Origin of the sequence: Kosakonia sp. MH5 (assembly GCF_009935945.1) — a bacterium.
Lineage (GTDB): Bacteria > Pseudomonadota > Gammaproteobacteria > Enterobacterales > Enterobacteriaceae > Kosakonia > Kosakonia radicincitans.
This window is the reverse complement of the sequence record NZ_QODH01000008.1, coordinates 276,345-302,621: the sequence shown is the minus strand read 5'-3', so window position 1 is coordinate 302,621 and position 26,277 is coordinate 276,345. Positions and strand designations below refer to the sequence as shown.

Here is a 26,277-nt window from a genome sequence, read left to right as displayed (position 1 = left end):
CGCAACGCGACTTTTTCAGCCACCTGCAGGGGGCGATGAATGTTCAATCCGTTTAGCTGGCGCAATATTCCTGGCGCAAGGACGTTATTTGTCATGACCTTTATGGCGGGGATTGGCTTAATCGTCTCCGTTGTTGCACTGCTTTACCTCTCGTTGAATTTAATCAGCAGCAAAGCCAATGAAATTGATGAGCACCGCACTGCGCTCGCGGTGCAGGGCGCGATTCAGACGTCGGTTAACCGAATCCGCTCGCTGGTGATTGATAATGGCGTCTGGGACGATGCGGTGCGGGAAGTTTATCGGCCACAACTGGATACGCAGTGGTTGTACAACACCTGGGGGGCTGGTTATAAAATCAACAATCTGTATGACGGCACCTTTGTGCTGGATGAGCAATTCAATGTGCTGTGGGGCGCGTTTCGCAGCCAACTTTTCACGGAGCGCGATCTCACTTTTTTTGGCAGTGGATTGCGGGCGCTGATCCGCGGTCATAACCAGTTGCTTCAGTCCGGGAAAGAGGTCTACGCCGGGATTACGCAGACCCGGGACGGCGTGGCGTTTATCAGTATCGGGCTGGTGCGCCCGATGGTTGGCCGTCTTGAGGTTTACGACGGCACTCGCCGCTATCTGGTGATTACCCGCCATCTGGATGCGCAGATCCTCAGCGACCTTGGCAAAACCTTCCAGATTACAGACTTACGCCTGTCACCGCAGAAAACCGCCGCCAGTAGCGTTCCGCTGCGTGACTCGGCGGGCGAGGAGCTCGGCTATCTGAGCTGGACGCCGCGTCTGCCGGGCGCAGAAGCCGCGCGGGCGGCGGCGTCGAATATTCGCCAGATTGCGATGCTGGCGTCCGGGTTGATCCTGCTGTTTATCGTGCTGAGCAGCGCCGGGCTGTACAAGCTGGCGCGTGGGGAAAGGCTGGCGCGCAAAATCGCCCTGACGGACTGGCTCAGCCGGTTACCCAACCGCCGGGCGCTCATCGAAAACATCGAAAAACTGGGCGCGATGGGCGATCCGGATACGATAAGCGTGGTGTTTATCGATCTGGATGGTTTTAAAGATGTGAATGATATCTACGGGCACGATGTTGGCGACCGTCTGATTGTCACCATTGCCCAGACCCTGCGTGAGAAAGTGCCGACTGACGGCATGCTGGCGCGGATGGGCGGCGACGAATTTGCCATGACCCTGAGCGGGCCGTGGTCGGTGGAGAAGGCCACCGACTTTGCCAATAACGTCCTGCAATACCTGAATCATCCTGTGCGCATTGGTAAACGCACCATCCACATTGGCGCCAGCATCGGCATCGCCAGCGGCACGCTGCTGGAATGCTCCAGTTCCGAGTTGTTTCGCCGCGCAGATATTGCGATGTACCATTCGAAAATTACCGGCAAAGACAGGCTAACGCATTATGACGCGGCGCTGAACAGCGCTCGCGAGCGGCAATTATTGATTGAAAGTGATATCCGCGATGGGCTGGAGCGTGAGGAGTTTGATGTCTGGTATCAACCGATTGTCGATGCCCGAAGCCAGATGATGGTGGGCATCGAAGCACTGGCGCGCTGGCCGCGACGTCCTGCCGGGGAGCTAAAACCGGATGAATTTATTCCGATTGCAGAGACCAGCGGGCTGATTTACTCGCTGGGACAGTTTGTCCTGCGCCGCGCTTGCAGCGATCTCCAGCCGATAGAGGATCTGAAATTATCGGTGAATATCTCGCCAGCGCAGTTTCGCGATCCGGAGTTCGAGAACAAAGTCTCCAGCGTGCTGGAGACCTGCCGCTTTCCGGCGCACCGCCTGCAACTGGAAGTAACAGAAACCTACGTGCTGGAAAATCCCGAGCGCGCCCGTTCGGCCATTGCCAACTTAAAAGCGCTGGGCACGGCGGTGGCGCTGGATGATTTTGGTACTGGCTACTCCAGCATTGGTTATCTGCGTCGTTTTAATTTCGACACCATCAAAATTGATAAATCACTGGCCGGGCTGGTGGACGATGATGAGCAGGCGTCGGCGCTAGTGAGCGGGACTATCCGCATCGCCAGCGCGCTGGGCATGCAGGTGGTGGCGGAAGGGGTGGAGAATGAAAAGCAGATGAAACTGTTAAGACTGGCCGGTTGCGATCAGCTTCAGGGATATTACTTCAGTGAACCGATGCCGCTGCACGACATCCTGCAACTGCGTTTGCAGCGGCTGGGCTGAATCACTCGCTCTCTTTGGCCAGCGCTTCCAGCTTGTCACGAAAACCGGTTACGGAGATGGCGCGGTTATCGGCGCGCCAGCGATCTTTTGCCGCCGGTGCTGAGCTTTGTACGGCAATCAACTGCCAGCCTGCGTCGGTTTTCAGCATCAATGGTGAACCACTGTCGCCGGGCAGGGTATCGCACTGGTGCGACAGCACGCTACTTTGCGCCCAGCCGGTGACCGTACAATCCTGGTGGCTGTAGAGCGTATCCAGATGATCTTCCGGATAGCCTGCCTGCGTCACTTTCCGGTTGGCCGTTTTCAGCGCCGCTGTCAGTTCGTCTTTATCGCCAACAAAGATCGGTAGCGGTGTAATGCCGGACGGCGGATAACGCAAGACGATCAGACCGAAATCCCACGATGCGGCGGAAGAGGGAACGATCCAGCCATCGCCATCGGGTTTCAGACGATGACCGAGCGAGGCGTCAACACGCCCTTCAATACCGTGAATTTCATAGCGCCAGGTCCCTTTTTGCGAAACAAAACGCAGCGCGACGGCTTTGTCTGCTTTCCCGTTCGGCGGCGTCAGCAGGCAGTGTCCGGCGGTCAGCGCCAGGTGCGGAGAGATAAGGGTGGCAGTACACAGATTACCACTGGCGGTTTCCAGCTGGCCGATAGCATCCCACGGCGCTTTGGTCGGCGTGGGAACCGGGACGCGATCGTCATGACCAAAAAAAAGCGTTTTTACATCACGGGCGTTAACCGCGTCATCCTCGCCATCGTCAGCATGACCAGCAGCGGAAAACAGAAACAGCGATCCCAGCATCAGCACAACAGTTTTTCGCATATCACACTCTGGTGGGTAATTATGATTATTAACGTAAGCCCAGATAAATATAGACGGGACGCGAGGAAAGTGGGAGTAAAATCAGCGTGCTACATCAGTAAAGATAAAAACGGATGGCAATAAGCGCGCAAATAATCAGCATTAACAGAATCAGTTCAAAACGATAACGTCGCAGCATATGCCCTCCAGAGAAAAACGGCGCCTCACCCGAAGGGCTCAGCGCCGACTTGTCACAGCGTGCCGTTAAGGACGCCGGAATCAGACACGTTTACTTATGCAGCCGGTTGTGCAGCCGGTTTAGTTGCAGTGTGTTTAACGTGTTTTTTGTGTTTTTTAGCAGCCTGTGCTTTCTGCTCTACTGCCGGTTTAGCTGCTTTTTTGTGATGTTTTTTCACTTTTGCAGCCTGAGCTTTCTGCTCTACAGCTTTTTTGTGTTTTTTGTGCACTTTTTTAGCCGGAGCTTTAGTTGCGGTAGCAGCCGGTGCAGCGGTGGTAGCAGTCGGAGCAGCAGCCGGAGCCTGAGAGGTGGCAGCGGTGTCAGCAGCGAATGCAGCGGAAGACAGACCCATAGCAGCGGCAACAACCAGAGCTAATACTTTTTTCATTCCGATATCCTCGAATTGGTTTCATCATTCAACCCCACTGCGGGGCCGTTGAAAGAACTATATCCCTGTAAATGCGAGGTTTCCGTGAGTGATTGGTATCGGCGTGTAACGGAATGTACAAACGTGATGTACCGCGCCGAAACGGGGGTTCCGGCGCGATGTCATCAGAGATAACGGCGGGTCAAATGCTGGCGGAAATAATCGGCATTCAATGCTTCTCCTGTTGCATTTTCAATGAGTTGCGAGGTGCTGAAGCGGCTACCGTGCTGCCAGATATTCTGCCGCAACCAGTCGAACAGGGCGCTAAAATCACCTTGCGCAATGGCCTCATCAAGCGTTGGCAGGGCCACGCGTGCCGCATGAAAGAGTTGCGCGGCGTACATGGCGCCCAGCGTGTAGGAGGGAAAGTAACCGAATCCGCCATCGGTCCAGTGAATATCCTGCATGCAGCCATTGCGGTAATTGCCTTCGGTGGAAAGCCCCAGCCAGGCCTGCATTTTTTCATTCCACAGCGCCGGAATATCCTCCACTTCAATGTCGCCGTCGATCAGCGCGCGTTCGATTTCGTAACGCAGGATCACGTGCGCCGGATAGCTGACTTCATCAGCCTCAACGCGGATATAACCCGGTTTCACCCGCTGATTCCAGGCAATGAAATTGCCCTCTTCGAAGGCTGGTTGCATACCAAAACTCTCGACAATCGCCGGTTGCAGGCGGCGCAGAAACGCGTCGCTGCGCCCGAGTTGCATTTCAAAGAACAGACTTTGCGATTCATGAATCGCCGTGGATCGCGCCAGCGCGATCGGCTGGCCGGCCCAGGCGCGCGGCAGGTTTTGTTCGTAGCGGGCGTGACCGGTTTCATGCACTACGCCGAACAGCGCGCTCAGCAGTTCATTTTCGTCGTAGCGCGTAGTAATGCGCACATCTTCCGGGACGCCGCCGCAGAAGGGATGCGCGCTGACATCAAGACGCCCGCCGTTGAAATCGAAGCCCAATACCTGCATTGCCTGCAATCCCAGCTCGCGCTGCACGGCCTGCGGGAACGGCCCCTGCGGCGCAATCAGTGTTTGCTGCGCCTGTTTCGCCACCGCGCGGTTCAGTAAATCCGGCAGCCAGCTTTTCACCTCGCTAAATAGTTCATCCAGGCGGGCGCTGGTCATGTCCGGTTCGAATTTGTCGAGCAGCGCATCATACGGTGAACAGCCTTTGGCCGCTGCGCGTAAGCTGGCCTCTTCGCGGGCAAGCTTGACCACCTCTTTCAGGTTGGCGCTGAAACCCGCCCAGTCATTCGCCGGGCGCTGTGTGCGCCAGGCGTGCTCGCATTTGCTGCCTGCCAGCGACTGTGCTTCGACCAGCGCTTCCGGGAGCAGCGCCGCCTGCTGGTAGTGACGCGTCATTTCGCGCAGGTTTGCCTGTTCAATATCGTCCAGCGTCTCCTGCTTTGCCGCCTGTAACCACTGGCCGACACGCTTATCGGTCAGAATCTGGTGTTGCAGCACGCTGAGTTCAGCCAGCGCTTCGCCGCGTGCTGCGCTACCGCCTGGCGGCATCATGGTGAACATGTCCCAGCTGGCGATGGCGGAGAGGTGTGAGAAGCGCGACAGACGCTGGAAAGTGCGGGTGAGTTGCTGGTAGTTCTGCTTGTCCATAATGCCTCTATTTTCGTTAGCGTTTTTTCTATAACTACCTGAAATAGTAGTCCGGCTTTCATTTGGCCAGTTTGTACCATAATAGAAGTACAGGATTTTTACACCCGCAGAAGAGACAACAGAGTGACAACCATAAATCCTTTTGTCTGGATCATTTTTGCTCTGATGGCGCTGGATGCCGTGCGTGAACTGGTTGGCGCAACCTCGATTTTGAGCCTCTTTTAACGCACATCCGCACGGAGCAAAAAAAGCCCCGCACACGCGAGGCTCTTCTTTCGTCGTTGCATTAATGCAAACGAGAGTGGATCCGGCTGCCCACCAGAATGGCAATCAGCAGCATCAAGGCAATAAAGCCGCCGACGCCATTCCAGCCATAGCTGTGCCAGAAAACCCCGCCCAGTGTCCCGGCCACGCTGGAACCCAGATAGTAGCTGAATAAATAGAGTGATGAGGCCTGGCCTTTGGCGCGCCGCGCGCGCGGGCCGATCCAGCTACTGGCGACGGCGTGTGCGGCAAAGAAACCGGCGGTGAATAACAGCATGCCCGGAAAAATCAGCCACAGCGAAGAGAAAAGGGTCAGCAGCAGCCCGAACAGCATGATGGCGGAAGAGCCGATCATCACCGGACCGCGACCATATTTGCTGGTCATTGCCCCGGCGCGCGGCGAGCTCCAGGTGCCGGTAAGATAGGCCAATGACAGCAGGCCAACGGCCGCCTGGCTCAGCGACCACGGCGACAGCATCAGGCGATAACCGATGTAGTTAAACAGCGTAACGAACGATCCCATCAGCAAAAAGCCTTCAAGGAACAGCAGCGGCAGCCCTTTATCGCGCAAGTGCAGATGGAGGTTGATCAGTAACGTTTTCGGGCGCAGCGAAGTGGGCCGAAAATGGCGCGACTCCGGCAGGATTTTCCAGAACATCAGCGCTGATGCCAGCGCAAAGCAGCCAATCACCGCGACTGCAATTCGCCAGTTAAAGAAGTCGGTAAACACACCGCTGATTAAACGCCCACTCATGCCGCCAATCGAGTTGCCGCTAATGTACAGCCCCATTGAGAAGGCGACAAAGCTCGGATGGATCTCCTCGCTTAAATAGGTCATCCCGACCGCCGCCACACCGCTCAGCGACAGACCAAGCAGCGCGCGCATTACCAGAATACCGTGCCAGCTTGTCATCATCGTTGACAGCAGGGTACAGCAGGAAGCGAGCAGCAAGGCGGTAACCATCACTTTTTTGCGCCCGATGGCGTCCGAAAGCGGGCCGGTAAACAGCAGGCCAATCGCCAGCATGGCGGTGGAAATCGACAGCGAAATACTGCTGCTGGCAGGAGAGACGCCAAATTCATGAGACAACACCGGCAAAATCGGCTGCACGCAATAGAGCAGGGCAAAAGTTGCCAGCCCGGCGGAGAAGAGCGCCAGCGTAACGCGCATGAATTGGGGGGTACCACGTTTAATAAATTGTCCCGGCAACGCGACAGGAATTTCGTTGACAACGCTTGCCGGCTCGGTGTCAACGGTTGTTGTACGACTCACTGGAGATCCTTACATTTCATACCCGTGATTCTGGTGACGGGCTTACCACGGACATAAGAGTATGAAAGGTGTAATATTCTGTCTAATATATTAATAATCTCAAATAATACTTTTAAAATATGAATATCGAACTGCGCCATCTGCGTTACTTTATCGCCGTTGCCGAAGAGCTGCATTTTGGTCATGCGGCGGCACGGCTCAATATCTCCCAACCGCCGCTGAGCCAGCAGATCCAGTTGCTCGAACAGCAGGTTGGCGCGCGTCTTCTGGCTCGCACCAACCGCAGCGTCGCGCTGACGGCCGCCGGCAAACAGTTTCTTGCCGACAGTCGACAGATTTTGGGCCTGGTCGATGAAGCCGCTGCCCGCGCTGCCCGTCTGCATCAGGGGGAAACCGGTGAATTGCGTATCGGTTTCACCTCTTCGGCGCCGTTTATCAAGGCGGTTTCCGATACACTCTCATCGTTTCGCCAGCGCTACCCGGATGTGCACATTCAGACGCGGGAGATCAATACCCGCGAGCAGATTGCTCCCCTGAATGAAGGCTCGCTGGATTTGGGGCTGATGCGCAATACACCGCTGCCTGAAACGCTGGCATGGGAAGTGATTTTGCGTGAACCGCTGCTGGCGATGATCCACCGTGACCACCCGCTGGCGGCGCGCAAGGCGGTGTCGCTGAAGGAACTGGCGCAGGAGCCGTTTGTTTTTTTTGATCCGCACGTCGGCACTGGCCTGTATGACGAGATCCTCGGGCTGATGCGGCGCTATCAATTAATCCCCACCATAACCCAGGAAGTGGGCGAAGCGATGACGATCATCGGGCTGGTGGCGGCCGGGCTGGGCGTCTCGATCCTCCCGGCGTCGTTTCACCGGGTGCAACTCAATGAAATACGCTGGGTGCCGATTATTGAAGCGGATGCGGTTTCCGAAATGTGGCTGGTGTGGGCAAAACACCATGAACAGGGAACGGCAGCCGCGCGTTTCAAGCAGCAACTTCTACATGCCGCAATCGGCTGATTTTTACGCATAAGTCATTGCAAAATGTGCTGTAACTCACAAGCCGGGGTAAAAATTTGACGGCGCCTGGTGAAGTGCTTCACCATAGCTGAACGTTTATTTCGAAGCGCGAAAATAAGGGAGTCAGAGGTGGTTGCTGATAGTCAGCCTGGGCATATTGATCAGATTAAGCAGACCAACGCGGGGGCGGTTTATCGCCTTATTGATCAGCTTGGCCCGGTTTCGCGCATCGATTTATCGCGTCTGGCGCAACTCGCGCCGGCGAGCATTACTAAAATTGTGCGTGAAATGCTGGAAGCACATCTGGTGCAGGAGACGGAGATCCAGGAGCCGGGCAGCCGTGGGCGTCCGGCGGTCGGGTTGGTGGTAGAGACCGAAGCCTGGCACTATCTCTCGCTGCGTATTAGCCGCGGGGAGATCTTTCTCTCGCTGCGCGATCTCAGCAGCAAGCTGGTGGTGGAAGACCGGCTTGAACTGCCGCTGGGCGATGAGATGCCGCTGCTGGATCGCATTATTCACCTTATCGACAGCTTTTTTACCCGCCACCAGAATCGCCTGGAGCGTCTGACCTCAATTGCCATCACGCTGCCGGGAATCATTGATACCGAGAATGGTATCGTTCACCGTATGCCGTTTTACACGGAAGTGAAAGATATGCCGCTGGGTGAAACGCTGGAGAAGCACACCGGCGTGCCGGTTTACGTGCAGCACGACATCAGCGCGTGGACCATGGCAGAAGCGCTGTTCGGCGCTTCACGCGGCGCGCGCGATGTTATTCAGGTGGTGATTGACCACAACGTTGGCGCCGGAGTGATCACCGACGGACGCTTGCTGCACGCGGGCAGCAGCAGCCTGGTGGAAATTGGACACACCCAGGTGGACCCTTACGGTAAGCGCTGCTATTGCGGCAACCACGGTTGTCTTGAAACCATTGCCAGCGTTGAAAGCGTGCTGGAACTGGCGCAGTTACGCATGAGCCAGTCGATGAGTTCAATGCTGCATCAGAAGCCGTTAACGGTGGAGTGGTTATGTCAGGCGGCGCAGCAGGGCGATTTGCTGGCGAAAGATATCATCAGCGGCGTCGGGGCGAATATTGGTCGTATCCTTGCCATTATGGTGAATTTGTTCAACCCGCAAAAAATACTCATTGGCTCGCCGCTGAGCAAAGCGGCAGACATTCTCTTTCCCGCTATTGCCGATTGCATTCGCCAGCAGGCGTTACCGGCATACAGCCAGCATATTTCCGTTGAGAGTACCCAGTTCACCAATCAGGGCACGATGGCTGGTGCCGCGCTGGTAAAAGACGCGATGTATAACGGATCTTTGCTTATCCGTTTGTTGCAGGGGTAACATTTTTACATTGTTGTCGTAAAAATTGCGCTACCTCAAGCTGGGCCGATGATACTTATCTTAGACTTTCCCCACTGAATTATTCTCCTGGTTTATATTTTCGTAGAACAACGGTGGAAATCGAGATGCTTAAGCGTTTCTTTGTAACGGGTACAGACACTTCTGTCGGGAAGACAGTGGCATCCCGCGCGCTTCTCCAGGCGCTGGCTGCCAGCGGCAAAACAGTGGCAGGTTACAAACCTGTTGCTAAAGGAAGCAAAGAGACGCCGGAAGGATTGCGCAACAAAGACGCGCTGGTACTGCAAAGCGTTTCCTCGCTGGATTTACCTTACCAGGCGATAAACCCGATTGCCCTGAGCGAAGAGGAAAGTAGCGTTGCGCACAGTTGCCCCATCAATTACAGCCTGCTTTCTAACGGCCTGGTCAACCTGTGTGAAAAAGTCGATCACGTGGTGGTCGAGGGAACCGGCGGCTGGCGCAGCCTGATGAATGATTTGCGCCCGCTCTCCGAGTGGGTGGTACAGGAGCAGATGGCGGTGGTGATGGTGGTGGGTATCCAGGAAGGCTGCATTAACCACGCTTTGCTGACCGCGCAGGCGATTGCCAGCGACGGTCTGCCGCTGATTGGCTGGGTGGCGAACCGTATCAACCCAGGGCTGGCGCATTATGCTGAAATTATCAATGTGCTGAGCAAAAAACTGCCCGCGCCGCTGGTGGGCGAGTTACCCTATCTGCCGCGCGCCGAGCAGCGCGATCTGGCGCAATATATCAATTTGCAGATGGCGACCGGCATGTTAGTTGCCGACCGCATCCTCGCCTGAAAAAAGCCCCTCATCTGAGGGGCTTCTGTTACACATCATGAATATTCAGTACCCGGCGTGTTCTGCCCGAACTTAAATACTCCGCAATATAGTCCTGCGAAATTTCACCGTTATAACGACCATCCTCATCGACAATCGGCATCCAGCTGGTGTTGCTTTCGTACAGCCGTGACAATACCACGCGCAGGTTATCTTCCGCTTTCCCGGTAATACGGAACGGATGCAGCAAATCGGAACAGCTGCCCGGCGCGTTTCGCGCTTCGCGACGTTTAACAAAACCCAGCGGTTTACCCGCCGAATCCACGACGGTAATGGCGCGAATATCGTTGTCATCCATGGTGGCAAAGGCTTCCGCCGCCGGAGTGGATTCCCGCACCGTAATCGTCGGCTGTTGATCGGTGACGTCGCCTGCGGAAACCAGCAGCAACCGCTTCAGTGTGCGATCCTGGCCGACAAACGAACCGACAAATTCATTGGCCGGTTTGGCCAGCAGCTCATCCGGGCTGGCGCACTGTACGATGCGTCCCTGGCGGAACACCGCAATACGATCGCCGAGCTTCAGCGCTTCATCGATATCGTGGCTGACCAGCATCACCGTTTTTTTCAGCTTGCGCTGCATCTCAAGGAACTGGTTCTGGATCACTTCACGGTTGATGGGGTCGACCGCGCCGAATGGCTCATCCATCAGCAGTACCGGCGGATCGGCCGCCAGCGCGCGGATCACGCCGATACGCTGCTGCTGGCCGCCGGACATTTCGCGCGGGTAGCGATGAAGGAATTTTTTCGCATCCAGCGCCACCATCTCCATCAACTCTTCGGCACGGCTTTTACAGCGCGCTTTATCCCAGCCCAGCATGCGCGGAACGACAGTAATGTTCTCTTCGATGGTCATATTGGGAAACAGACCAATCTGCTGAATCACGTAGCCAATATTGCGCCGCAGGGTGACGGTATCCATGGCGCTGGTGTCTTCACCGTTGATGAAAATCGAGCCGCTGCTCGGTGCAATCAGGCGGTTGATCATCTTCAGCGTGGTGGTTTTACCGCAGCCGGAAGGGCCGAGCAGTACGCACATTTCACCTTCCGGTACAGTCAGATTGACGTTATCGACAGCCTTCACTGTCTGGCCGTTTTTCTGCGTAAATTGTTTGGTCAGATTTTCCAGTTTAATCATTAGCGAATCCCCTTCGGCGTCAGCACAATTTGTAAGCGGTGCAATAACCAGTCGAGCACAATCGCGAGTACGCAAATCATCAGCGCCCCGGCAATTAACATACGAATGTCACTGCCGCCAATACCGTTCAGCAACAGCAATCCCAGACCGCCTGCGCCAATGACGGCGGCAATAGCCATCACGCCGATATTCATCACCACAGCCGTGCGGATACCACCGAAAATCACCGGCAGCGCCATCGGAATTTCGACCCAGCGCAGGCGTTGCCAGAAGGTCATGCCGATACCGCGTCCGGCTTCGCGCAGCCCCGGCGGCAGGCTGTCCAGCGCCGTGTGGGTGTTACGCACAATCGGCAGTAGTGAATAGAGAAAAACGGCGGTGATGGCGGGCAGGGCGCCAATCCCCTGACCGATCAGCGAAAACAGCGGGATCATCAGCCCGAACAGGGCAATTGACGGAATGGTCAGCACCAGCGTTGCCAGCCCGAGAACCGGCGTCGCCAGCCACTTATGGCGCACAATCAGAATGCCGAGCGGAACGCCGATGATAATCGCCAGGCCAACGGCCAGCAGTACCAGCCACAAATGCTGGAAGGTAAGGCTTGCCAGATAGCCTGCGTTGTCCATCATGTAATGAATCGTCTCCATAGGCTCTCCTTACAACAACCCTTTTTCATGCAGGAAATCGTGGGCGACTTGCTGCGGTGTCTGGTGGTCAATATCCACTTTGGCGTTAAGCGTCATAATGACGTCGTTATTTAACAGCCCCGAAAGGGTATTCAGCGCCTCTTCCAGCCCCGGATTGGCTTTCAGCGTATCTTCACGCACCACGGGCGTGACCGCATAACTCGGGAAGAAACCTTTGTCATCTTCCAGCACTTTGAGATCGAAGCCTTTCACGCGCCCGTCAGTGGTGTAGACCAGCCCGGCATCAACAAAGCCATCGCGGATGGCGTTATAAACAAGCCCGGGATCCATCTGGCGAATTTGCGGGCGATCCAGCGCCATCCCATAGGCCTGTTGCAGAGGTTTCATGCCGTCGCTGCGCCCGGCGAACTCCAGATCCAGCCCCAGCAACCAGTTGTGTTTGGGATCGGTTTTACGGATCTGTTCAATCTTCGCCACCATCTGCGACATGGTGGTGATGTGTTCGGCTTCTGCCCGTTTACGCTGCATGGCAAAGGCGTAGGTGTTATTCATGTTGGCTGGCTTCAGCCACACCAGTCCGTGCTTCGCGTCGAGGCGTTTTACCGTGTCGTAAGACTCCTGTGGCGACATGCGCTGGTTAATGTGATTGAAGATAATCAGCGAGGTGCCGGTGTACTCCCAGGTCATATCAATTTGCTTGTTGATCATTGCGTTACGTGAGATCACCGTGGCGATATTGGTCTGCGGCTGTACCTGGAAACCGCGTTTTTGCAGATACTGCACGGTCATCGCCGACAAGATGTGCTGCTCGGTAAAACTTTTGGTCGCCAGAATCAGCGGCGCGGCATGCGCGCTGGCGGAAAATAAGACCGCAGCGGCAAGCGCACCGAGCAAGCGGGTCAATCTTTTCATCAGGTTCCCTCTTGTTGTTTTCAGGCCGTGTGCGGGCTAAGGAAGCGGCCCAGCGCCGCCAGCAGAGTGTCGAGGATCAGGGCGAACAGCGCGGTGGCCGCAGCGCCTAAAATCAGCGTTGGGAAGTCGTTCAGGTAGATTCCCGGAAAGATCAATTCACCGTAGCTACTGGCACCAATCAGGAATGCCAGCGGCGCAGTTCCGACGTTGATGGCGGTGGCAATACGCACCCCGGAGAGGATCACCGGCATGGCATTGGGGATCTCCACCTGGCGCAGGCGTTGCCATTTGGTCATACCGATGCCGTTCGCGGCTTCAATTAACGACGCAGGCACCGAGCACAGCCCGGCGTAGGTGTTACGCACAATCGGCAGCAGCGACGCGAGGAACAGCGCAATGATCGCCGGTGTATCGCCAATGCCAATCACCACCATTGCCAGTGCCAGAACGGCGAGCGGCGGCAGCGTATTGCCGACATTAAAGATTTGCATCACGTATTCCGCCACGCCGCGTGCGGCAGGACGGCTAAGCGCGATACCGCTCGGAATGCCCACCAGCAGGGCGAAGAACATTGAGCTGAACACCAGAATCAGGTGCTGCTGCCCGAGATAAAGCAGATCGACCTGGCGGGCTTTGAGGGTGTCCAGACCAATTCCCCAGGTCAGCAGGGCCAGAACTATGGCGATCCCGACGATAAACAGCAGGGCGCGGGTAAGTACGGATAGTTGCATTGCAATGTTTCTCCCTGTTTGCATGCGTTATGGCAACGGGCGTTGCGTGTTGTTATGCCATGTTCGGCAGGGTGACTTGACCTATAGCAAGCGCCTGGGAAGGATTCCAGTGACGGGGAAATTTACTTTGCGCCGGGATGATGCCGGAAAGAGACGCCAGACCTGATGAGATAACGGTTGCGAACCGGAAGTAAAGAATTGTCTTAAAAGCACCGGCTTAAAGTGACAATGTCACATATATATGATGACAAAGCGTGGAAATCCCGGCAGTTACGCCGGGTCGGGATTAACGAAACAAGGGTTTTTGTGCGACCGGGATCAGCAAGCGCGATTGCCAGCTGGCCAACGTCAGCTGCGCCAGTTTTCCAACTGAGCACCAGAAAGGATGCTGCGCTTCGTTGGTAAAGACCGTCAGGAAACGCCCGGCCCACGGCAGCAGATGCCAGGCCAGCAGCCGCTCGCAGGCGTCGCTATTTCCCTCTTCAGCCAGCCACGCCGCCAGTAACAGCAGTGCGCCGAAGTGATCCTCCGGCTCATTTTGCCGGCTGTCGAAGGCGATATTGTTTTCCCGCATCCACTGGCGCAGCGCCAGCGTGGAATCGCCAAACAGCACCGATTCTTTATCCAGCCATACGGAACCCCACGGCGGCGCAGGCAGCGCCCACGGGCCAATAAACAGGCGCTGCCAGGCTGCAGACAGCGGTTCGTCACAGGGCGCGGCGAACTCAGCCACCAGCGGCGCAAGGTCGGTTTGCGGGAGCGGCCACTGTTTCGCCCAGTCTCCCTGTGTGAACGCGGCAATCAGCGGCTGGCACTGCTCGCTCTGCGGCGGGTAGTAAAACAGCGCGCCCAGAACGCGGGCGGTCACGACAAAATTTTCACCGGTTAGGTCAGTCATGTTTGATCCTGAAAAATTGCCGGATGGCGCGGTGTTTATCCGGCCTGCGCATCATGCGGAACACGCAGGCCGAATCAGGCACGGCCATCCGGCGCACATCATCAACCGGCAACGGCGACGCCCACGGTCATATGCAGCCCATAGAACAGACCACGCCCGATTACTTCCCCGGCGGCGACCAGCGCGATGCCAAGCAGCAGGCTAAGCACCTGCGGCTGTTTACGCATCACCAGCGGACAGATCCAGCAGCCCAGACCGAGCGCAACCAGCAGCAGGCGCGCCACCTGCAGCATAGCGTAATCCGGTACCAGCGCGATCGCCTGCTGGACGGAACTGTGGATCTCGCCCAATTGCTGGCTTTGCAGCATCACTACGGCAATGCTGGCGATAAACGCCGCAACGCTAAGCGCGGCGAAGCGCGAGGCGCGAAAACGAATACCCGCCAGACGCAGCAGCAGTACGGCCAGCAGCGGGCCGCCCATCAGCATGGTCAGAAAAAATGCTGCCGTGGTGTAGCCGTTATGCCAGGTCGGCACGGTGTCGATTTGATAGACCCGCGTCATGGCCCAGACAAACAGCACGCCAAGCAACATGCTGACCGCCAGCCAGATGCGGCTTAAGGTGGCGGGCATTTTCCCCAGCCAGCTTACCAGCCACCAGAAACCACCGACGGCGAAGAACAGAGAACCGGCGGCGATTTCATTACTGAGCGCCGACGCACCGACGCGGTTTAGCGAGTTAAAGGCGCGCAGCGGCGAGCCGAGGTGCATCATCGAGGCGATAAAACCCACGCCCATCAGCACCCAGAGGAGAAGCTGGCTGCGTACAATGCGCACTTGCCCGATACGATCGTCGTTGGCGTTCATCCAGACGATACCGCTTACAATCAGGCCGCCAGCCACACACTGGCCCAGTACCGTGAACAGTACCAGCGGCCACTCATGCCATCCGTTTCCCATTTCATACCTCCTGCGGATTGGCCAGATAGCCGGTGGTATCACCCGTCGGGCGGCTATTGGCGTTAGGTTTGATCACGATATTCGGCCGGGTAAAATGCGCAGCCGGGAAGGGGGCGATGGCAGCAAGCGAACCGTGCTGTTTACGCAGTTCCTCGATTGGGCCGAAATCCAGCGCGCGCAGCGGGCAGGATTCGACGCAGATGGGCTTTTTCCCCTCGGCGACGCGATCGTGGCAGCCGTCGCACTTGGTCATGTGTCCCTTCGCGGCGTTGTATTGCGGCGCGCCGTAGGGGCAGGCCATATGGCAGTAGCGGCAGCCGATGCAGACATCTTCGTCCACCACCACAAAACCATCTTCACGCTTATGCATCGCGCCGCTTGGGCACACCTTGGTGCAGGCCGGATCTTCACAATGGTTGCAGGAGATCGAAAGGTAGTAGGCAAAGACGTTCTGGTGCCAGATACCGTTATCTTCCTGCCAGTTGCCGCCAGCGTATTCATACACGCGGCGGAAGCTGACGTCCGGGGTTAAGTCTTTGTAATCCTTACAGGCCAGCTCGCAGGTTTTGCAACCGGTGCAACGGCTGGAGTCAATAAAAAATCCATACTGAGTTGTCATCGGTTACTCCTCAAACCTTCTGAATGTCGACCAGGTTGGTGTGCTGCGGATTGCCTTTCGCCAGCGGCGACGGGCGGTGGGTGGTTAGCGTATTCACGCAGCCACCATGATCGACACGGTCTCCTTCCATGTTGGCCTGGTGCCAGGCGCCCTGGCCCATGGCGCTGACGCCCGGCATGATGCGCGGTGTTACTTTCGCCGCAATGCGCACTTCGCCGCGCTCATTAAAGACGCGCACCATGTCGCCATGCTTGATACCACGACGCTCGGCATCAATAGGGTTGATCCACACTTCCTGGCGGCAGGACTCTTTCAGCACATCGATGTTGCCGTAGCTGGAGTGCGTGCGGGCTTTGTAGTGGAACCCGAACAGTTGCAACGGGAATTTTTCCCGCGCCGGATCGTCCCAGCCTTCAAAGGTTGAGGCGTAAACCGGCAGCGGACTGATGACTTCGTCTTTCTCCAGCTCCCAGCTGTTGGCGATTTTCGCCAGTTGACTGGAGTAGATTTCAATTTTTCCAGAGGGCGTTTTCAGCGGGTTAGCAACCGGATCATCGCGGAATTTTTTATAGGCGACAAAGTGTCCGTTCGGATCTTTGCGCTTATAAATCCCCATCGCTTTGAGCTCTTCATAGGAAGGCAACTGCGGATCTTTGGCGACCATTTTGGCGTACAGATACTTCAGCCACTCTTGCTGGGTGCGGCCTTCGGTGAACTTCTGGTAGATATCCGGCCCCAGACGACGGGCGATTTCGCTGGTAATCCAGTAGATCGGTTTGCGCTCGAATTTCGGCGCGGTGACCGGCTGCAGGAAGATCAGATAGCCCATATTCCCTGCGTAGTCGTTCGGAATAATGTCTTCCTGTTCAACGGTCATCAGATCCGGCAGCAGAATGTCGGCATACATTGCCGAAGAGGTCATAAAATTCTCAATGACCACAATCATTTCGCATTTGCTGTCGTCCTGCAGGATGTCGTGAGTCCGGTTGATATCGCCGTGCTGGTTGGTGATGGTGTTACCGGCGTAGTTCCAGATGAATTTGATCGGCACATCGAGTTTATCTTTACCACGCACACCGTCGCGTTTGGCGGTCATTTCCGGGCCGCGGGCAATGGCATCCGTCCAGGTAAAGCAGGAGATCGACGTTTTCACCGGGTTTTCCGGCATCGGCATACGTTCGATGGTAATAGTGTAAGTGGATTCACGCGCGCCGCTGTTGCCGCCGTTAATGCCCACGTTACCGGTGAGGATCGGCAGCATGGCGATGGCACGCGAAGTCAACTCGCCGTTGGCCTGACGCTGCGGCCCCCAGCCCTGACAAATATAGGCCGGTTTGGCGCTGCCAATTTCCCGCGCCAGCTTAATAATTTTATCGGCCGGAATACCGGTAATACGCGACGCCCACTGCGGCGTTTTGGCAATACCATCATCGCCCTGACCGAGAATATACGCTTTGTAGTGGCTGTTGGCAGGCGCATCGGCGGGCAGGGTTTTCTCATCATAACCGATGCAATATTTATCGAGGAACGGCTGGTCGACGAGGTTTTCGCTGATCAATACCCAGGCCATGCCCGCGACCAATGCGGCATCGGTACCCGGACGAATCGGAACCCACTCATCTTCACGTCCGGCAGCCGTATCGGTATAGCGCGGATCGATAACAATCATCCGCGCATTCGAGCGTTCGCGTGCCTGTTCAAGAAAGTAAGTGATGCCGCCACCGCTCATACGAGTTTCCGCCGGGTTGTTGCCGAACATCACCACCAGTTTGGTGTTTTCAATATCCGAGGTGCTGTTGCCGTCGTTGGAGCCGTAGGTATAAGGCATTGCGCAGGAGATTTGCGCAGTGCTGTAAGTGCCGTACTGTTTAAGGAAACCGCCGTATAGCGCCATCAGCCTGGCAATGACCGAAGCGGAAGGTGAAGAGCGGGTAATGTTGCCGCCGACGATGCCGGAAGAGTAGTTAATGTAAACCGCTTCGTTACCGTATTTCTGCACCACGCCTTTCAGGCTGTTGGCAATCGTATCGAGAGCTTCGTCCCAGCTAATGCGCACGAACTTGCCTTCACCGCGTTTGCCCACGCGCTTCATCGGGTAGTTAAGACGATCGGGATGATTGATGCGGCGGCGAATCGAACGCCCGCGCAGGCAGGCGCGGACCTGGTGGTTACCGTAAATATCATCGCCGGTATTATCGGTTTCCACCCAGTACACTTCGTCATCGCGCACATGTAAACGCAGGGCGCAGCGGCTGCCACAGTTTACCGAGCAGGCGCCCCAGACGACTTTATCGGGCGCGGGTTGCATGGCTTGTTGTACGGCGGCTGCAGCGGAGCGCATGCCGAAAGGAAGGGAGATTGCACCCGCTGCGAGTGCAAGCGATCCCAGCGCAGTAGATTTCACCAACGTTCGTCGGCTGATCCCCCCCTGGTGTTCAATGTCGGACATAGCTCACTCCATTATTATTTATAATAAAAAGAAATTAACCGCTCATATTAGAAGCAGGCTAATGAAGTGTTTATGGTAACCATTTGGGGGGGATAAGTTTTAACCACGATCAACTGCGGGATAATCCCCCTAATATTCAGGGGGATTATATTTTATTGCGTACCGGCGCCCTGATCGTTCTGCGGGGTGGCACCGCTGTTGCGGGTGTAGAGAATTTTGTAGGTGTCATTCGCACAGTGGCCCACCACCTGCGAACCGGCCTGGTCTGCCTGGTCATTCGGCACAATTGTCAGGCTGAATCCCGATTCCGGGACGCCGTTATTAATGATGCGCTGCTGGATATCCGCCTTGACCCGCTCGCATGAATCGGGCGCAGCAAAGGCAGGAACCGCGCCCGCCAGCAGTAATGCACATAACCAACGTGAATATTGCATTCTCATCTCCTTCAGTTTTGCCCGCAGTAAGCTTAGCAGTTTCCGCGTCAGGGCCGGATAAATCTCTGAATTATCTGACGATGCGATCGCTGATGCGGCAGTAACGTTATCTGCGGCGGCACACATAACCGCCGCCGTTTTATGACCGCTCCGGCTACTAAATTTGATGGGCAGCGTGTATTCGTTGGCAGGTTTTAGGCCGTAAGACAAATAAGTGTTTGCCCGACTGTGTAAAGATTTTGCTAAGATAAGCGCAATCCAGAAGAAAAATGTGGTGAACCCATTGAAAAAACAGCTATTGCTCATCGCTGTGGCAGCACTGCTCGCCGGATGTGATGACGCGAAGGGACCGGTATCGTTTACGCCAGAGATGGCGAGCTTCTCCAATGAATTCGATTTTGATCCGTTGCGTGGCCCGGTGAAAGAGTTCAGCCAGACGCTGTTAAATGAGAAGGGCGAAGTAACAAAACGCGTCAACGGAACGATGTCGAAAGAGGGCTGTTTCGATACGCTGGAACTGCACGATCTGGAGAACAACAGCGGCGTCGCGCTGGTGCTGGATGCCAATTATTACCTCGACGCGGAAACAAAAGAGAAGCGGCTGCGCTTGCAGGGTAAATGCCAGTTAGCTGAGTTTCCGGCGGCGGGCGTGACGTGGGACACCGATGACAACGGTTTTGTCGTGCTGGCGACCGGGAAAGAGATGGAAGTGAAATACCGTTACGATGAGGAAGGTTACCCGCTGGGCAAATCCACGACCTCGAAGGACGAGCATCTGACAGTGGCCTCGACGCCTTCCAAAGACAAACGGAAAAAACTCGATTACACATCGCTCAGCACGCTGAATGACAAGCCGCTCGGCAGCGTGAAACAGGCTTGCGACTACGACAGCCACGACAATCCGTTGAGCTGCACGCTGGAGGTTGTCGATCTGAGCGCTTCCCCGCAGGTTACCCACAAATACAGCATCAAAAATACCATCTCCTATTATTGATGCAGTTCCCCGCCGCGCTTACGGCGCGGTGGCGGCAGGCGGTTCATGACCGTTATGGCAATGAGTCCCTGAGACAGTTGTTTAGGGGCGCGTAATCATCACTGGTTTTATTTCAAAATAATCTGATTACCTGGATACTGGCGGAGTTCAGCCCCCAGGGGCGGCTGGCGTTGAGCGTATCACTGAAGAACATTACGGACGATGACAAGTTGCTGGAGACAGCATCTATGCTGTTTGACGGCCTGTTAATGACTTACCAAATGGGATCAGCACACCATGAGTAAAAGCCCATCGCTCGCTATGGCCGATACAGAAACTCCTCATCACGTCAGTTTCCGGGAAGCATTTCTATTCTGGCTGAAGCTGGGGTTTATCAGTTTTGGCGGCCCGGCAGGGCAAATATCCATCATGCATCAGGAACTGGTGGAAAACCGACGCTGGATCTCAGAACAACGTTTTCTGCACGCATTGAACTACTGCATGGTCCTACCAGGGCCTGAAGCGCAGCAGCTGGCAACGTATATTGGCTGGCTGATGCATCGTAGCTGGGGCGGTATCGTGGCTGGCACATTGTTTGTTCTGCCTTCACTGTTGGTGTTAATCGCGCTTTCCTGGATTTATATCGCCTGGGGCGACCTGCCTGTCGTCATGGGGTTATTTTATGGCATTAAACCCGCGATCACCGCGATTGTCGTACAGGCGGCGCATCGCATCGGTACCAGAGCGTTACGCAACAATACTCAGTGGGCCATTGCCGCAGCCGCTTTTGTGGCGATCTTTGCTTTAAATATCCCGTTCCCGATTATTGTCTTGTCGGCCGCGCTCATTGGTTTCATCGGCGGGCGTTTCTCCCCGGAGAGGTTCAAAGGTGGCGGCGCGCATACCGGAACCGACAAATCTTATGGCTCCGCCATGATTGATGATGATACCCCGACACCGGAACATGCCGTTTTCAAATGGTCGCGGTTGATGTGGATAGTGATTGCTGGCGCTCTTTTGTGGGTGCTCCCTATGGGGACGCTTTATCTCACCCTGGGCCCGGAACATACCATAACGCAAATGGGCTGGTTCTTTACCAAAGCGGCGCTTCTCACTTTTGGTGGGGCTTACGCCGTACTGCCTTACATTTATCAGGGGGCAGTCGTTAATTATCAGTGGCTAACCCCTACCCAGATGATCGACGGTCTGGCGTTGGGAGAAACCACTCCCGGTCCTTTAATTATGGTTGTCGCCTTTGTCGGATTTGTCGGCGGATATGCCAATACCGTGTTTGGGCCGGATCATTTCTTCCTCGGAGGTGTGGTTGCCGCAATACTGGTTACCTGGTTCACCTTCCTGCCTTCTTTCTTGTTTATTTTTGCCGGTGGACCTTTTATTGAAACAACCCACAACGATATCAAATTCACCGCGCCACTCACGGCGATAACAGCGGCCGTCGTCGGCGTCATTCTCAACCTTGCCCTGTTCTTTGGTTATCATGTGCTATGGCCGAAAGGGTTTGCTGGCAACCTCGACTGGGCGGCGGCCCTGATTGCGCTGGCTGCGGCAATTGCTCTGTTTCGCTTTAAAGCAAAAGTAACGCATGTCATCGCCGGTTGCGCGGTTGCGGGACTGACTCTTCACCTGCTGTTTCTTTCATAATATGAGAACTGGCAAGGGTTTTGCCTGATATCCGGTTTCGCGTGAGCCTCATCCGTACCCCAGGTAGGGCCTACGAAAAGTTATCAGGCGGTGGGCGAAGCGCAGGGGAGGATGAAGCTGAGCGGTATAGCTGCGTCACTTAAGTTTTTCTGCAGGCAGAAAGCGGGCGCGGTGCGCGCCCGGTGAAATTACTGAATTTGACGACCGGTACGACGATCGAGGCAGCGCTGGGTATTGGGTTCCCAGTACGCGTTAAAGTTGCTGCTTTTCTGGCAGTTATCCTGTGCGTCAAACGCCACGTCGGTTTTATCCCACTCTTTTTCAACGCGTTTGTTCACTTTATGACGCAGCGTACGGGTGTCATTCCATTGCTCTTTTTCCATCTCCACAGATTGACGGGTTTGTGCATTGTCGCCCGATTCGATAATCAGACGGTTGGTTTCTGCCATTGCGGAGGTGGTGTACACGATGGCACCCAGCGTCAGCATTGCGGTCAGGCACAGGCGTTTGCTAAGTGTAGTTGTCATTGCGATATCCTTAAATTGAGGGAGAAACGGGTAGCCCACATCTCTCTATTCTATGCGATCTCAGGCTGCCAGCATACTGGGGCGGCGCTCACTCTCAGAACATTATCGGGTATGATGGTTCAACCAATCCTGAATAATAGTGCCAGAAATGCTCAAAACAACGCTGCTTTTTTTTGCTACCGCGCTGTGTGAAATCCTTGGTTGCTTCCTGCCCTGGCTGTGGTTAAAACGCGGCGCGACGCCGTTTCTGCTGGTGCCTGCGGCACTGGCGTTGGCGTTGTTTGTCTGGCTGTTAACATTGCATCCGGCGGCCAGCGGGCGCGTTTATGCGGCTTACGGCGGAGTGTATGTTTGCACGGCGCTTATCTGGCTGCGCGTGGTGGATGGCGTGAAGCTGAGTCTTTATGACTGGCTGGGTGCCGTTGTCGCGATATGCGGTATGTTAATCATTGTCGCCGGATGGGGACGTACTTAACTAATCGTTAATATTTTGTGATCGATTGCGTATTTCTTGATCATTATACTTGTATGGTAGTTGCCTGATTGCGTAAGTTTTCCGCATCACATTACGTCGATGCAAGGAAACCCGCATGAAAATCACTGGCGCTGATGTCTTTGTTACCTGCCCGGGGCGCAACTTTGTCACATTAAAAATCACCACCGAAGAGGGGATCATCGGCCTTGGTGACGCCACGCTGAATGGCCGCGAACTCTCCGTTGCTTCCTACCTGAAAGATCATTTGTGCCCGCAACTTATTGGCCGTGACGCGCAGCGCATTGAAGATATCTGGCAGTTTTTCTACAAAGGCGCTTACTGGCGGCGCGGTCCGGTGACCATGTCGGCTATCTCCGCCATTGATATGGCGCTGTGGGATATTAAAGCCAAAGCCGCCAATATGCCGCTCTACCAGTTGCTTGGTGGCGCTTCCCGTGAAGGGGTGATGGTTTATTGCCACACCACCGGCCACACCATTGATGAGATGCTGGAAGATTACGCGCGGCATAAAGAGATGGGGTTTAAAGCCATCCGCGTGCAGTGCGGCGTGCCGGGAATGAAAACCACCTACGGCATGGCAAAAGGCAAAGGCCAGGCGTATGAACCGGCCACCAAAGGCCAGTGGCCGGAAGAGCAGCTCTGGTCGACGGAAAAATACCTCGATTTCACCCCGAAACTGTTTGACGCCGTGCGCAGTCAATTTGGTTTCGACGAACATCTGCTGCATGACATGCACCACCGTCTGACGCCAATTGAAGCCGCGCGTTTTGGTAAAAGCATCGAACCTTTTCGCCTGTTCTGGATGGAAGATCCCACCCCGGCTGAAAATCAGGCGTGCTTCCGCTTGATCCGCCAACACACCGTTACCCCTATTGCCGTTGGCGAAGTGTTCAACAGTATCTGGGATTGCAAGCAACTGATTGAAGAACAGCTGATCGACTATATCCGCACCACGATCACTCATGCCGGTGGCATTACGGGTATGCGGCGCATTGCGGATTTCGCCTCGCTGTATCAGGTACGTACTGGCTCGCACGGCCCGTCAGATCTTTCACCCATTTGTCATGCGGCAGCCCTCCATTTTGATCTGTGGGTGCCCAACTTTGGTGTGCAGGAATATATGGGTTACTCCGAACAGATGCTGGAAGTTTTCCCGCACAGTTGGCGCTTTGAGCAAGGCTATATGCACCCTGGCGATCAACCCGGTCTGGGCATCGGCTTTGACGAAAAACTGGCGGCGAAATACCCCTACGATCCCGCGTATCTGCCGGTCGCGCGGCTGGAAGATGGCACGTTGTGGAACTGGTAACAGAGGAAAGCAAAATGAAAAGTGTGGTGATTGAACAGCCCAACCAATTAACGCTCGCTGAACGCCCTTTGCCGCAACCCGCAGCCGGTGAGGTGCGCGTTAAGGTCAAAATCGCCGGGATCTGCGGCTCCGACAGCCACATCTATCGCGGGCACAACCCGTTCGCCAAATATCCGCGCGTCATCGGCCACGAATTCTACGGTCTGATCGATGCCGTCGGTGAAGGTGTATCGGCGGAAAGGCTGGGCGAACGCGTGGTTGTTGATCCGGTGATCAGCTGCGGCCATTGCTATCCGTGCTCCGTTGGCAAACCGAACGTCTGCAACGAACTGGTAGTGCTGGGCGTGCATCGCGATGGCGGTTTTAGCGAATACGCCACTGTACCGGCACGTAACGCGTGGGCTGTTCCGGCGACAATCCCGGATGAGAATGCGGTAATGATCGAGCCGTTTACCATCGCGGCTAACGTCACAGGCCTGGTGCAACCAAAGGAGAGAGACATTGCGCTGATCTATGGTGCCGGGCCGATGGGGTTAACCACGCTGCAGGCGCTGAAAAATGTCTACAACGTACAGCAGGTGATTGTTGCCGATCGTATTGAAGAGCGTCTGGCAATGGCGCAGCGCAATGGCGCGGACTGGGTGATTAACAACAGCCAGCAACCGTTGGCGGAAGCGCTGGCAGAGCAGGGCATTAAACCGACGCTGATTGTTGATGCGGCGTGTCATCCATCCATTCTCCAGGAGGCGATTGCGCTGGCCTCTCCGGCCGCGCGTATTGTGATCATGGGATTTTCCAGCGAACCCAGCCAGATAATCCAGCAGGGCATCACGGGTAAAGAGCTGTCTATTTTCTCTTCGCGTCTTAACGCGGGCAAATTCCCGGTGGTGATCGACTGGCTGGCTCGCGCCCTGATCGATCCGACGAAGTTAGTGACGCATAAATTTGACTATCAACATGTCACCGATGCGATTGAACTGTTTGAAAAAGATCAGCGGCACTGCTGTAAAGTCTTATTAACGTTCAATTAATTACAACGAAAAATGCGGTTGAGCGGTACGCATACTTCTTTTTCGAGATAGCCATTATGACGCAAGTTAACGCTGAAAGAACAACCTCAGATCTGGTGAAAGCCGCGGTTTCCGGCTGGCTGGGTACCGCGCTTGAGTTTATGGATTTCCAGCTTTACTCGCTGGGTGCGGCGCTGGTTTTTCATGAGATCTTCTTCCCGGAGCAATCGGCGGCAATGGCGCTGATCCTCGCGATGGGAACCTACGGAGCGGGTTATGTGGCGCGCATTATCGGCGCGTTTATCTTCGGTAAAATGGGCGATCGTATCGGCCGCAAAAAAGTATTGTTCATCACCATCACGATGATGGGTATTTGTACCACTTTGATTGGCGTGTTACCGACCTATGCGCAGATCGGTATTTTTGCCCCGGTACTACTGGTAACACTGCGTATTATTCAGGGCCTTGGCGCAGGCGCGGAAATATCCGGTGCCGGAACCATGCTGGCGGAATATGCGCCGAAAGGGAAACGCGGCATTATCTCTTCACTGGTCGCGATGGGGACCAACTGCGGCACGCTGAGCGCAACGGCGATCTGGGCGGTAATGTTCTTCGCGCTGGATCGCGAAGCACTGCTGGCCTGGGGCTGGCGGGTGCCGTTTATCGCCAGTGTGGTAGTGATGATTTTCGCCATCTGGTTGCGTTTGAACCTGAAAGAAAGCCCGGTCTTTGAGAAGGTGCACGAAGGCGCACATGCGCCGAAAAGCCAAAGTGCGGAAATGGGGCTGGGCGCGATGTTCAGCAGCAAAACTTTCTGGCTGGCGACCGGTTTGCGCTTTGGTCAGGCCGGTAACTCCGGGTTAATCCAGACTTTCCTCGCGGGTTACCTGGTACAAACCCTGCTGTTCGAAAAACGCATTCCGACCGATGCCCTGATGATCAGTTCGATTGTTGGCTTTCTTACCATTCCGTTTTTGGGCTGGCTGTCCGACAAAGTGGGGCGCCGTTTACCCTATATCTGCCTGTGTATTTCGGCGATTATTCTCGCGTACCCGATGATGGCGATCATCGTCGATAAGAGCTACAACCCTGGCGTGATTATGCTGTCGATCATCGTCATTCATAACGTTGCCGTGCTCGGGTTATTCGCGCTGGAAAACATCACCATGGCGGAGATGTTTGGCTCCCGTAACCGCTTCACGCGGATGGCCATTTCGAAAGAGGCAGGTGGGCTGGTGGCTGTCGGATTCGGGCCAGTACTGGCAGGGATCTTCTGCAATATGACCGGCTCCTGGTGGCCGATAGTCGTCATGCTGGTGGCCTACTCGCTGATTGGTTTGCTCTCCGCCGTACTGATGCCGGAAGTGCGCGATCGCGATTTGAATATTCTGCAAGACGCGGCTGAACCGCGTGCTGTGACTCAACCGGTGGGAAACCGTAACTATATCTGAAACGCCTTATCGATTAC

Annotated in this window: 25 protein-coding genes; 11 read left to right on the top strand and 14 right to left on the bottom strand. The window is 55.5% G+C overall.

The window, feature by feature from the left end; translation table 11 throughout:
- Positions 1–39: 39 nt before the first annotated feature.
- Positions 40–2,202 (top strand): bifunctional diguanylate cyclase/phosphodiesterase, encoded by a 2,163-nt coding sequence (locus DK872_RS20765; RefSeq protein ID WP_007374871.1) that lies wholly within the window; start codon positions 40–42, stop codon positions 2,200–2,202.
- Between the two features lies 1 nt (position 2,203).
- On the opposite strand, the gene DK872_RS20760 is transcribed toward DK872_RS20765, so the two are convergent.
- The 3 genes from DK872_RS20760 to DK872_RS20750 all read right to left on the bottom strand — a co-directional run bounded on the left by DK872_RS20760 (position 2,204) and on the right by DK872_RS20750 (position 5,285).
- Positions 2,204–3,031 carry a serine protease gene (locus DK872_RS20760; protein WP_007374872.1) on the bottom strand — a complete coding sequence of 276 codons (828 nt, stop codon included), beginning with the start codon at positions 3,029–3,031 and terminating at the stop codon, positions 2,204–2,206.
- Between the two features lie 272 nt (positions 3,032–3,303).
- Positions 3,304–3,636: an acid resistance repetitive basic protein Asr gene (gene asr / locus DK872_RS20755; RefSeq protein WP_007374873.1), complete on the bottom strand. Its 333-nt coding sequence runs from the start codon at positions 3,634–3,636 to the stop codon at positions 3,304–3,306.
- Positions 3,637–3,800: 164 nt separating this feature from the next.
- Positions 3,801–5,285 (bottom strand): carboxypeptidase M32, encoded by a 1,485-nt coding sequence (locus DK872_RS20750; RefSeq protein ID WP_007374874.1) that lies wholly within the window; start codon positions 5,283–5,285, stop codon positions 3,801–3,803.
- A gap of 123 nt (positions 5,286–5,408) precedes the next feature.
- Between DK872_RS20750 and DK872_RS27640 the strand changes: the two genes are divergently transcribed.
- On the top strand, positions 5,409–5,510 hold the full coding sequence (locus DK872_RS27640) for a KPN_01571 family protein (protein ID WP_227135680.1): 102 nt from the start codon (positions 5,409–5,411) through the stop codon (positions 5,508–5,510).
- 61 nt (positions 5,511–5,571) lie between these two features.
- On the opposite strand, the gene DK872_RS20745 is transcribed toward DK872_RS27640, so the two are convergent.
- Positions 5,572–6,822 (bottom strand): MFS transporter, encoded by a 1,251-nt coding sequence (locus DK872_RS20745; RefSeq protein WP_035885796.1) that lies wholly within the window; start codon positions 6,820–6,822, stop codon positions 5,572–5,574.
- A gap of 119 nt (positions 6,823–6,941) precedes the next feature.
- On the opposite strand from DK872_RS20745, the gene DK872_RS20740 reads away from it, so the two are divergent.
- From DK872_RS20740 to bioD, 3 genes are all read left to right on the top strand, one after another.
- Positions 6,942–7,838 (top strand): LysR family transcriptional regulator, encoded by an 897-nt coding sequence (locus DK872_RS20740; protein WP_007374876.1) that lies wholly within the window; start codon positions 6,942–6,944, stop codon positions 7,836–7,838.
- Between the two features lie 129 nt (positions 7,839–7,967).
- On the top strand, positions 7,968–9,188 hold the full coding sequence (mlc, locus tag DK872_RS20735) for a sugar metabolism global transcriptional regulator Mlc (RefSeq protein ID WP_007374877.1): 1,221 nt from the start codon (positions 7,968–7,970) through the stop codon (positions 9,186–9,188).
- A 125-nt stretch (positions 9,189–9,313) separates the two neighbouring features.
- Positions 9,314–10,009 carry a dethiobiotin synthase gene (gene bioD, locus DK872_RS20730; RefSeq protein ID WP_007374878.1) on the top strand — a complete coding sequence of 232 codons (696 nt, stop codon included), beginning with the start codon at positions 9,314–9,316 and terminating at the stop codon, positions 10,007–10,009.
- 28 nt (positions 10,010–10,037) lie between these two features.
- On the opposite strand, the gene osmV is transcribed toward bioD, so the two are convergent.
- The 9 genes from osmV to DK872_RS20685 all read right to left on the bottom strand — a co-directional run bounded on the left by osmV (position 10,038) and on the right by DK872_RS20685 (position 18,832).
- Complete coding sequence (gene osmV, locus DK872_RS20725) at positions 10,038–11,183, bottom strand: osmoprotectant ABC transporter ATP-binding protein OsmV (RefSeq protein ID WP_071920734.1); 1,146 nt, start codon at positions 11,181–11,183, stop codon at positions 10,038–10,040.
- Complete coding sequence (gene osmW / locus DK872_RS20720; protein WP_007374880.1) at positions 11,183–11,830, bottom strand: osmoprotectant ABC transporter permease OsmW; 648 nt, start codon at positions 11,828–11,830, stop codon at positions 11,183–11,185. The genes osmV and osmW overlap by 1 nt, the downstream gene beginning before the upstream one ends.
- A gap of 9 nt (positions 11,831–11,839) precedes the next feature.
- Positions 11,840–12,742 carry an osmoprotectant ABC transporter substrate-binding protein OsmX gene (osmX, locus tag DK872_RS20715; RefSeq protein ID WP_007374881.1) on the bottom strand — a complete coding sequence of 301 codons (903 nt, stop codon included), beginning with the start codon at positions 12,740–12,742 and terminating at the stop codon, positions 11,840–11,842.
- A gap of 20 nt (positions 12,743–12,762) precedes the next feature.
- Positions 12,763–13,473: an osmoprotectant ABC transporter permease OsmY gene (gene osmY, locus DK872_RS20710; RefSeq protein WP_007374882.1), complete on the bottom strand. Its 711-nt coding sequence runs from the start codon at positions 13,471–13,473 to the stop codon at positions 12,763–12,765.
- Between the two features lie 286 nt (positions 13,474–13,759).
- The gene (dmsD, locus tag DK872_RS20705) at positions 13,760–14,371 is read right to left on the bottom strand and encodes a Tat proofreading chaperone DmsD (protein WP_071920737.1); all 612 of its coding nucleotides are present in this window, start codon (positions 14,369–14,371) and stop codon (positions 13,760–13,762) included.
- Positions 14,372–14,472: 101 nt separating this feature from the next.
- A complete protein-coding gene (locus DK872_RS20700; protein WP_161518778.1) occupies positions 14,473–15,330 on the bottom strand; it encodes a dimethyl sulfoxide reductase anchor subunit family protein in 858 nt (285 codons plus the stop codon).
- A 1-nt stretch (position 15,331) separates the two neighbouring features.
- Positions 15,332–15,949, bottom strand: a complete 618-nt coding sequence (locus tag DK872_RS20695; protein WP_035885793.1) for a DMSO/selenate family reductase complex B subunit — start codon at positions 15,947–15,949, stop codon at positions 15,332–15,334.
- A 10-nt stretch (positions 15,950–15,959) separates the two neighbouring features.
- Positions 15,960–18,398 (bottom strand): selenate/tellurate reductase subunit YnfE, encoded by a 2,439-nt coding sequence (gene ynfE, locus DK872_RS20690; RefSeq protein WP_035885792.1) that lies wholly within the window; start codon positions 18,396–18,398, stop codon positions 15,960–15,962.
- Between the two features lie 152 nt (positions 18,399–18,550).
- Positions 18,551–18,832 (bottom strand): DUF1161 domain-containing protein, encoded by a 282-nt coding sequence (locus DK872_RS20685; RefSeq protein ID WP_035885791.1) that lies wholly within the window; start codon positions 18,830–18,832, stop codon positions 18,551–18,553.
- Between the two features lie 283 nt (positions 18,833–19,115).
- Here DK872_RS20685 and DK872_RS20680 point away from each other — a divergent pair, with 283 nt between their 5' ends.
- A complete protein-coding gene (locus DK872_RS20680; RefSeq protein WP_202626121.1) occupies positions 19,116–19,826 on the top strand; it encodes a YnfC family lipoprotein in 711 nt (236 codons plus the stop codon).
- 276 nt (positions 19,827–20,102) lie between these two features.
- Complete coding sequence (gene chrA / locus DK872_RS20675) at positions 20,103–21,467, top strand: chromate efflux transporter (RefSeq protein WP_197685241.1); 1,365 nt, start codon at positions 20,103–20,105, stop codon at positions 21,465–21,467.
- A gap of 188 nt (positions 21,468–21,655) precedes the next feature.
- Here the strand turns inward: chrA and DK872_RS20670 are convergent, their stop codons facing one another.
- Entirely contained in the window at positions 21,656–21,994 is a 339-nt protein-coding gene (locus DK872_RS20670; protein WP_161518777.1) for a DUF1283 family protein, read from the bottom strand.
- Between the two features lie 148 nt (positions 21,995–22,142).
- On the opposite strand from DK872_RS20670, the gene DK872_RS20665 reads away from it, so the two are divergent.
- From DK872_RS20665 to DK872_RS20650, 4 genes are all read left to right on the top strand, one after another.
- Positions 22,143–22,469 carry a YnfA family protein gene (locus DK872_RS20665; RefSeq protein ID WP_007374894.1) on the top strand — a complete coding sequence of 109 codons (327 nt, stop codon included), beginning with the start codon at positions 22,143–22,145 and terminating at the stop codon, positions 22,467–22,469.
- A 115-nt stretch (positions 22,470–22,584) separates the two neighbouring features.
- On the top strand, positions 22,585–23,799 hold the full coding sequence (manD, locus tag DK872_RS20660; protein ID WP_071920741.1) for a D-mannonate dehydratase ManD: 1,215 nt from the start codon (positions 22,585–22,587) through the stop codon (positions 23,797–23,799).
- A 14-nt stretch (positions 23,800–23,813) separates the two neighbouring features.
- Positions 23,814–24,830, top strand: coding sequence for a Zn-dependent oxidoreductase (locus tag DK872_RS20655; protein WP_071920742.1), 1,017 nt, complete (start codon positions 23,814–23,816; stop codon positions 24,828–24,830).
- A gap of 56 nt (positions 24,831–24,886) precedes the next feature.
- A complete protein-coding gene (locus tag DK872_RS20650; RefSeq protein WP_035885786.1) occupies positions 24,887–26,260 on the top strand; it encodes an MFS transporter in 1,374 nt (457 codons plus the stop codon).
- Positions 26,261–26,277 lie beyond the last annotated feature (17 nt).

Coding starts and splice junctions, on each gene's coding strand:
- DK872_RS20765 (WP_007374871.1), top strand. CDS start 40: ATGTTCAATCCGTTTAGCTGGCGCAATATTCCTGGCGCAAGGACGTTA.
- DK872_RS20760 (WP_007374872.1), bottom strand. CDS start 3,031: ATGCGAAAAACTGTTGTGCTGATGCTGGGATCGCTGTTTCTGTTTTCC.
- asr (WP_007374873.1), bottom strand. CDS start 3,636: ATGAAAAAAGTATTAGCTCTGGTTGTTGCCGCTGCTATGGGTCTGTCT.
- DK872_RS20750 (WP_007374874.1), bottom strand. CDS start 5,285: ATGGACAAGCAGAACTACCAGCAACTCACCCGCACTTTCCAGCGTCTG.
- DK872_RS20740 (WP_007374876.1), top strand. CDS start 6,942: ATGAATATCGAACTGCGCCATCTGCGTTACTTTATCGCCGTTGCCGAA.
- bioD (WP_007374878.1), top strand. CDS start 9,314: ATGCTTAAGCGTTTCTTTGTAACGGGTACAGACACTTCTGTCGGGAAG.
- osmV (WP_071920734.1), bottom strand. CDS start 11,183: ATGATTAAACTGGAAAATCTGACCAAACAATTTACGCAGAAAAACGGC.
- osmW (WP_007374880.1), bottom strand. CDS start 11,830: ATGGAGACGATTCATTACATGATGGACAACGCAGGCTATCTGGCAAGC.
- osmX (WP_007374881.1), bottom strand. CDS start 12,742: ATGAAAAGATTGACCCGCTTGCTCGGTGCGCTTGCCGCTGCGGTCTTA.
- osmY (WP_007374882.1), bottom strand. CDS start 13,473: ATGCAACTATCCGTACTTACCCGCGCCCTGCTGTTTATCGTCGGGATC.
- dmsD (WP_071920737.1), bottom strand. CDS start 14,371: ATGACTGACCTAACCGGTGAAAATTTTGTCGTGACCGCCCGCGTTCTG.
- DK872_RS20700 (WP_161518778.1), bottom strand. CDS start 15,330: ATGGGAAACGGATGGCATGAGTGGCCGCTGGTACTGTTCACGGTACTG.
- DK872_RS20695 (WP_035885793.1), bottom strand. CDS start 15,949: ATGACAACTCAGTATGGATTTTTTATTGACTCCAGCCGTTGCACCGGT.
- ynfE (WP_035885792.1), bottom strand. CDS start 18,398: ATGTCCGACATTGAACACCAGGGGGGGATCAGCCGACGAACGTTGGTG.
- DK872_RS20685 (WP_035885791.1), bottom strand. CDS start 18,832: ATGCAATATTCACGTTGGTTATGTGCATTACTGCTGGCGGGCGCGGTT.
- chrA (WP_197685241.1), top strand. CDS start 20,103: ATGAGTAAAAGCCCATCGCTCGCTATGGCCGATACAGAAACTCCTCAT.
- DK872_RS20670 (WP_161518777.1), bottom strand. CDS start 21,994: ATGACAACTACACTTAGCAAACGCCTGTGCCTGACCGCAATGCTGACG.
- DK872_RS20665 (WP_007374894.1), top strand. CDS start 22,143: ATGCTCAAAACAACGCTGCTTTTTTTTGCTACCGCGCTGTGTGAAATC.
- manD (WP_071920741.1), top strand. CDS start 22,585: ATGAAAATCACTGGCGCTGATGTCTTTGTTACCTGCCCGGGGCGCAAC.
- DK872_RS20655 (WP_071920742.1), top strand. CDS start 23,814: ATGAAAAGTGTGGTGATTGAACAGCCCAACCAATTAACGCTCGCTGAA.
- DK872_RS20650 (WP_035885786.1), top strand. CDS start 24,887: ATGACGCAAGTTAACGCTGAAAGAACAACCTCAGATCTGGTGAAAGCC.